Source organism: Aquicoccus sp., from assembly GCF_041686535.1.
In the GTDB taxonomy this organism is placed as follows: Bacteria; Pseudomonadota; Alphaproteobacteria; order Rhodobacterales; family Rhodobacteraceae; genus Aquicoccus.
Genome location: NZ_JAWLDS010000128.1, coordinates 1 through 6,457, shown reverse-complemented (window position 1 = coordinate 6,457; position 6,457 = coordinate 1). Strand labels below are relative to the sequence as shown.

Below are 6,457 nucleotides of genomic sequence, written 5' to 3'. Positions count from 1 at the left end.
CAACCAGAGCGCGATTATGAACAGCAAAAGCGCCGTTGCTTCATCCTGCCATCCGATGCTGCCATGGAAATGGCTCGGAAACGCCTTTGCCAGCCATTCAGGATGCGGCCAGTATTTGTATTGTGCGACATGGGCTAGGAAAAAGATCGCAAGGTAGAAGCGACTGAGCAATCCAACAATGGGTGTAAGTTGATTCATGACGTGCCTCGACTGCATTGTTGCCATTTTTTTAATCATGCAGTCTGCGCGAGTTTGACTCAACCCAAAATTGTGCAACTCCGATAGTGCGAATCATGCAATTGCGTCATCCGTTCCTATTCGGCCCCCCCCGATTTTCTTCAGGCTTCGGATGATCCAATCAACCGTCGCCCTGATTTCCGGGTCGTCACTGCGGCTTTCGTGATGAATGACAAACAGGTCGACCGTCACCGCAAAATCTTCGACATCGAGTTCTTTCAAACCGGGCGTATTCCGGGCCACCGCCCTTGGCAGCGGGCCGGCAAGACCCAGGATCTGCATCGCCCGAGCCGCCTGATCGAAACTGTCGGTTTTCAGGGACGGCGCACATCCGAAAATGCGCTGCCCTTCTTCGATATGGGCAGCGGCGAACTTGTCTATGAGCGTGATCCACCCTCCGCCCATTTCCCAGCCTTCGGGGGCGTAGAGCGCGTAGTCAAACGTCGCACAGCGCCGCACCTTGAAACGCCCGGCAGACGGCGGGTGAAACGCGATGACGATGTCATTCAATCCCAGGCCTTCTGCATTGACGCGCCGTTCGAACACGGGCAACACCTGCGGCCTGTTTTCGGCAAGATCGGGGCATTGGGGGATCAGGACGTGCGCAATGATCGACGCCGGCCCGGCGATCTTGACCTCGCGTTTCGCATCCGGGTTCGCCTCGTTCTGGGTAAGGCGTCGCAACTCGTTCGCGAGCATCCCCTCGGCGTTCTCGAACGCTTCGATCAAGTTCATCAGGCTGGGATTGAGCCGCCAGTTCCCATCCGATTTCACGAAAGGATAGAACCCGAGCACTTCGCGCAGCCGCGAGACCTGGCGCGACACGGTCGAGGGCGTTACCCCGAGCACGCGCGCCGCCTCGGCCATGGAGCCGCTGCGATGCACCGCAAGAACGGTTCGCATTTCGTCGAAGATGGCCGGTATCGGCTGGGAGAGGTTGAACTGTTTCATCAGGCCGCGCATGTTTCCTTTCGGGTGCTCGCTAAAAGGTATGCAATACTTACCTTTTCTGGTCGCTGGTGCGTATGTGTGGAAAACAGGGACGATTACAAATGCGGCACATTAATGGCCGCTATGACCTGTGGCGGCACCTGATCGGTGCGGAAGAGGCGGCCAGAAAGATTTGCCTGCAATCTCAGCCTGGTGCCACGCGCTCATGCACATTCACAAGTCGCATTTACAGGTGCCAGCTCGGCCATGAATGTTTGCAGAGCCTTGTCGACTCTCTTATCGATGTTGCAATCCTGCCACTACAGACGCCTCTTGTCCAGCGCAGTCCCGACCTCGATCACTCGCGATTGACCACCTGGAAGGCGCCGCCGCCATGCCGGATCACGCAGGCCCTTGGTGACAGGCGTTTGGGCATCTCGGTGGTGACCGCGGACGGCACCGATTGCGCCACCTCGCGCGGGCAGGGCGGCAGGTTGATCCTCGAATAGCCCCTGTCTTGCATGCAAAGCGCCGCCACGCGGTTGCGCAAGCCCAGGTTGGCATCCTCGGTGACGACACGCGAGGGTGTCATGTACCCGGGCGTCACGTGGCATTTGCCTTTCCTGGGACAGACTTTGCGCCCGGGCACCCACTCGCCCGGGATCACCCGGCTGACGTTGCGCACCGGCACTTCGCGCTCGGCCTTGAGCGTGCAGGCGACCTCGTCGCGCTCGATCGCGTTCAGGCTGACCCCGGGCTTGTAATAAAGACCCATGGGGCCACACCCGGTCAGCAGGACAGTCGCGATCAGTGCCAATCTCTTCATCCGGGGACCCGTTGAACCTGTTACATTACCCGCAAGCCTAGCGTGCAATGATCCATCTGACAAAGCAATTGACCACCGCTGTGCCATCTGCCATGCAAACCCCTGCAACAAGGGGATTGCAGGCCATGAAGGTCATCATTTGCGGGGCCGGACAGGTCGGCTGGCAGATCGCGCGGCATCTTTCAGGCGAAAAGAACGACGTGACCGTGGTCGACAACAACCCCGACCTGGTACGCCGGGCCACCGACACGCTCGATGTGCAAGGCATTGCCGGTTTCGCATCCTATCCGGACATTCTGGAACGCGCGGGCGCGCGCGACGCCGACATGATCATCGCCGCGACCTATTCGGACGAGGTCAACATGGTCACCTGCCAGGTGGCACATTCGGTGTTTTCCATCCCGCGCAAGATCGCGCGGCTGCGCGCACAGAGTTACCTGACGGCGATCTATTCGGATCTTTATCGCCGCGACCACCTGCCCATCGACGTGGTGATCAGCCCGGAACGCGAGGTGGCCGAGGCCGCACTCAACCGGCTGCATGCTCCGGCCGCGTTCGATACCGAGAATTTTCTCGGTGGGCGGGCCAAGATCCTCGGAATCTCGGTCGATGAGGATTGCCCGGTACTGAACACGCCGCTTCGGCAACTGACCGATCTCTTCTCAACCCTCAAGGTGATCGTCGTCGGCATTCGTCGCAAGGGCCGGTTGTTCGCGCCGGAGGCGGGCGATCAGATCTTCGCTGGCGATGCGTGTTACCTCTGTGTCGCGACCGAGGATGTCGCGCGCACGCTCGACGTATTCGGCAAGACCAACACCAAACCAGAGCGCGTGGTCATCGTGGGAGGCGGCAATGTCGGACTGGCCGTGGCATCCGCCCTCGAATCGAACGAAGAGCGGATCCGCGCGAAAATGATCGAGAAAAGCCGCAGCGTCGCGGAGCGCGCGGCCGACATACTCGAACGCACCATCGTGCTGCATGGCGACGGGCTCGACCCGGTCCTGCTGAACGAGGCCGGTGTGGATCGGGCCAACGCGGTTCTGTGCCTGACCGATGATGACAAGACCAACCTTCTTGCCGCGGTACGCGCCAAGTCCGAGGGCTGCCCGATGGCGATCGCGTTGATCAATGATCCCTCGTTGGTGCCCTTGATGGAACCCATGGGAATCGACGCCTATATCAACCCGCGCACCACCACCGTGTCGTCGATCCTGCGCCATATCCGTCACGGGCGCGTGCGCGGGGTCTATTCCATCGGGGATGCCGAGGCCGAAGTGATCGAGGCCGAAGTCCTGTCCACGTCGCCGATCACCGGGCTGACCGTGCGCGATATCGACTTTCCCGAAGGCGTGCTGATCGGCGCAGTGCTCAAACCCGGCAACAAGCTGATGAAACCCACGGGCCACATGCGGATAGACGAAGGCGACGTGATCGTGATCTTCGCCATGTCCAAGGATGTCCCCGAGGTCGAACGGCTGTTGCAGGTCTCGATCGACTTTTTCTGAGCCGATGAACCGCCTTCGCAACATTCCGCTGTTCCTCGCGCTCTGGGGCGTTATGGCGGCGTCAATGTATGTTCCGGCCATTCACGGGCTGGTCAACGAGCGCTTTGCCGAGGCGCGAGCGTTCTTCTATTCCGGTACGCTCGGGCTTTTCCTTGTGGCGCTGATCGCCATCACGCGGAGTGGACGGCGCCCGCGCAAGCGGGGCGGGTTGGGCGAGCTTCTGGCGCTGTTCGGGGCGTTCACGCTGTTGCCGGTTTTCCTTGCACTGCCGCTATACGAGGGGCTGGGCACCACCAGTTATGTCAACGCCTATTTCGAAATGGTCTCGTCGTTGACCACGACCGGCGCAACCCTGTTTGCCCCTGCGCGTTTGTCGGACACGATGCACCTCTGGCGGGCACAGGTCGGCTGGATGGGCGGTTTCCTGATGTGGGTCGCGGCCGCGGCGATCCTCGCGCCACTCAATCTTGGCGGGTTCGAGATCACCACCTCGGCCGAACCGGGGCAGGGAGATACCGCGACGGACCATTATGACCGTGCCCAGGCAATGCAACGCATCCTGCGCAGCACGCGGCTGCTCCTGCCGATCTATGGGGGATTGACGGCAGTGCTCTGGCTCTGCCTGGTGATCTTGGGCGACCGCCCCCTGGTGGGGCTGGCCCATGCGATGTCGACCATGGCGACGAGCGGCATCTCTCCGCTGGGTGGAGTAGAGACTGCCGGTTCGGGCATGATGGGCGAGGCAGTGATCTTTCTGTTTCTGTTCTTCGCACTCAGCCGGCTGACCTTTTCGTCCGATACACTGACCTCGGCCCGGCCCGGCCTGTTGAGTGATCCGGAATTCCGGCTGGGTTTGCTGATGATTGTCGGTGTGCCGCTGGTCCTGTTCCTGCGACACTGGATCGGTGCCTTCGATTTCGACGACGTCGAGGATCTTGCCGCGGCGGCCCGCGCACTTTGGGGCGGGGTCTTCACGGTATTGTCGTTCCTGTCCACCACCGGATTCGAAAGTGCGGCCTGGGGCGATGCACGCGACTGGTCCGGTCTCGACACGCCTGGATTGATCCTTCTGGGGCTCTCGCTCATCGGTGGCGGGGTCGCGACGACAGCAGGCGGGGTCAAGCTGCTGCGGGTCTATGCACTTTATCTCAACGGCCTGCGCGAGATGGAGCGGCTTGCCCACCCCAACTCGGTCGGGCGCGCCTCGAGCCACAGCCGGCGGCTGCGCCGAAAGGGGGCGTTTGTCGCATGGGTCTTTTTCATGCTGTTTGCACTTTCGCTGGCCACGGTCATCGGGCTGATGTCGCTCGTCGGGGCGAGTTTCGAACAGGCAACGGTACTTGCCATTGCGACGCTGTCGACCACGGGGCCGCTGATCGAGGCAGCAGCGGAAACATCCATCGCGCTGGCCGATCTGAGCACGACGGGCAAGATGATCCTGTCGGCGGCGATGGTGCTGGGGCGGCTTGAAATGCTGGCGATCATCGCCCTGATCAACCCCGCATTGTGGCGCGATTGACGCGCCATGCGCGGCGATCTCTTTCCGGCTTGACAATTAGCTCTGGAAACTCCCCCTTGGCCGCGACATACTCGGGTGCAACCAAACAAGGTGCCGCAGAGGGGTACCGGGCAAGAACAAAGGCATTTGACACATGGCTTCAGACAGACAGAACCTGCAAGACGCGTTCCTCAACCATGTCCGCAAGACCAAGGTTCCGGTCACGATTTTCCTGATCAATGGCGTGAAGCTCCAGGGTGTGATCACCTGGTTCGACAATTTCTGCGTGCTGTTGCGCCGCGACGGACAGTCGCAACTGGTCTACAAGCATGCGATCTCGACCATCATGCCGGCCCAGCCGATCAATCTGTACGAAGGCGAAGACGCCTCCGGCTCATGAGTGCACAGCTCGACGGTGCCACGCATGAGACCAAGGCCCGGCTGACACGGGCGTGGGTTCTGCATCCCGACATTCGCAGTGATCCGAAACCCGCCCACGGGCGCCGCGATCCCGCGCGCGCGCTCGAGGAAGCCGTGTCGCTGGCCGAGGCGCTGCCAGGGCTGGAGGTCGTTGGCCAGGAGGTCGTGCGACTGCCCCGGCCGCATCCGGGCTTGTTGTTCGGCACCGGCAAGATCGAGGAACTCAAGGTGCGGATCGAGGCGGCCGAGGTCGAGCTGGTGCTGGTCGACGGGCCGGTTTCGCCCGTCCAGCAGCGCAACCTCGAAAAGAAATGGGGGGTCAAGCTGCTGGACCGCACCGGGCTCATCCTCGAGATATTTTCCGACCGCGCCGCCACACGCGAAGGCGTGCTGCAGGTCGAGATGGCCGCGCTTTCGTATCAGCGCACGCGGCTGGTCCGGGCCTGGACCCACCTTGAGCGTCAGCGCGGTGGGTTGGGATTCGTCGGCGGTCCCGGCGAGACCCAGATCGAGGCCGACCGCCGCGCCATCGACGAACAGCTCGTCCGCCTGCGTCGTCAACTGGCCAAGGTGGTCAAGACCCGCGACCTGCACCGCAAGGCCCGCGCCAAGGTGCCCTATCCCATCGTGGCGCTGGTGGGCTATACCAACGCCGGAAAATCGACGCTTTTCAACCGCTTGACCGGGTCAGATGTCATGGTCAAGGACATGCTCTTTGCCACGCTGGACCCGACCATGCGGCGAGTGCAACTGCCCGATGGGGGGCCCGAGGTGATCCTGTCGGATACGGTGGGGTTCATCTCGGACCTGCCGACCGAACTGGTCGCGGCCTTCCGCGCCACGCTGGAGGAGGTGCTGGCGGCCGATCTTATCGTGCATGTGCGCGATATCTCGCATCCCGAAACGCAAGCCCAGGCCGAGGATGTGGAGGCGATCCTGGCCTCGCTGGGGGTCGCCGACGAAACCCCGCAGATCGAGGTCTGGAACAAGATCGACCTGCTGGACGAAGGCGCGCGGGGGGCGGCGGTGAACGCGGCGGCG

The 6,457-nt window shown here is 62.0% G+C and carries 7 protein-coding genes; 4 read left to right on the top strand and 3 right to left on the bottom strand.

The annotated features are described in order from the left end of the window. From ACESL9_RS16385 to ACESL9_RS16375, 3 genes are all read right to left on the bottom strand, one after another. The coding region (locus ACESL9_RS16385; RefSeq protein ID WP_372675213.1) for a hypothetical protein at positions 1 to 198 on the bottom strand (198 nt) is incomplete at its 3' end. A gap of 93 nt (positions 199 to 291) precedes the next feature. Beyond that, positions 292 to 1,188, bottom strand: coding sequence for a LysR family transcriptional regulator (locus ACESL9_RS16380; protein WP_372614529.1), 897 nt, complete (start codon positions 1,186 to 1,188; stop codon positions 292 to 294). Between the two features lie 337 nt (positions 1,189 to 1,525). Beyond that, positions 1,526 to 1,993, bottom strand: coding sequence for a hypothetical protein (locus ACESL9_RS16375; RefSeq protein WP_372614527.1), 468 nt, complete (start codon positions 1,991 to 1,993; stop codon positions 1,526 to 1,528). Positions 1,994 to 2,085: 92 nt separating this feature from the next. Here ACESL9_RS16375 and trkA point away from each other — a divergent pair, with 92 nt between their 5' ends. The 4 genes from trkA to hflX form a co-directional block, all read left to right on the top strand. Then, positions 2,086 to 3,498, top strand: a complete 1,413-nt coding sequence (gene trkA / locus ACESL9_RS16370) for a Trk system potassium transporter TrkA (RefSeq protein WP_372614525.1) — start codon at positions 2,086 to 2,088, stop codon at positions 3,496 to 3,498. A 4-nt stretch (positions 3,499 to 3,502) separates the two neighbouring features. Next, a complete protein-coding gene (locus ACESL9_RS16365) occupies positions 3,503 to 5,017 on the top strand; it encodes a TrkH family potassium uptake protein (RefSeq protein WP_372614523.1) in 1,515 nt (504 codons plus the stop codon). A 133-nt stretch (positions 5,018 to 5,150) separates the two neighbouring features. After that, entirely contained in the window at positions 5,151 to 5,396 is a 246-nt protein-coding gene (gene hfq / locus ACESL9_RS16360; protein ID WP_372614521.1) for an RNA chaperone Hfq, read from the top strand. Next, positions 5,393 to 6,457 (top strand): GTPase HflX (hflX, locus tag ACESL9_RS16355; protein ID WP_372675212.1); only part of this gene is annotated, 1,065 nt, incomplete at its 3' end. The genes hfq and hflX, both read left to right, overlap by 4 nt.

Excerpts from the sequence above, each read along its gene's own strand:
- ACESL9_RS16365 (WP_372614523.1), top strand. The coding sequence starts at position 3,503 with ATGAACCGCCTTCGCAACATTCCGCTGTTCCTCGCGCTCTGGGGCGTT.
- ACESL9_RS16380 (WP_372614529.1), bottom strand. The coding sequence starts at position 1,188 with ATGAAACAGTTCAACCTCTCCCAGCCGATACCGGCCATCTTCGACGAA.
- ACESL9_RS16375 (WP_372614527.1), bottom strand. The coding sequence starts at position 1,993 with ATGAAGAGATTGGCACTGATCGCGACTGTCCTGCTGACCGGGTGTGGC.
- trkA (WP_372614525.1), top strand. The coding sequence starts at position 2,086 with ATGCAAACCCCTGCAACAAGGGGATTGCAGGCCATGAAGGTCATCATT.
- hfq (WP_372614521.1), top strand. The coding sequence starts at position 5,151 with ATGGCTTCAGACAGACAGAACCTGCAAGACGCGTTCCTCAACCATGTC.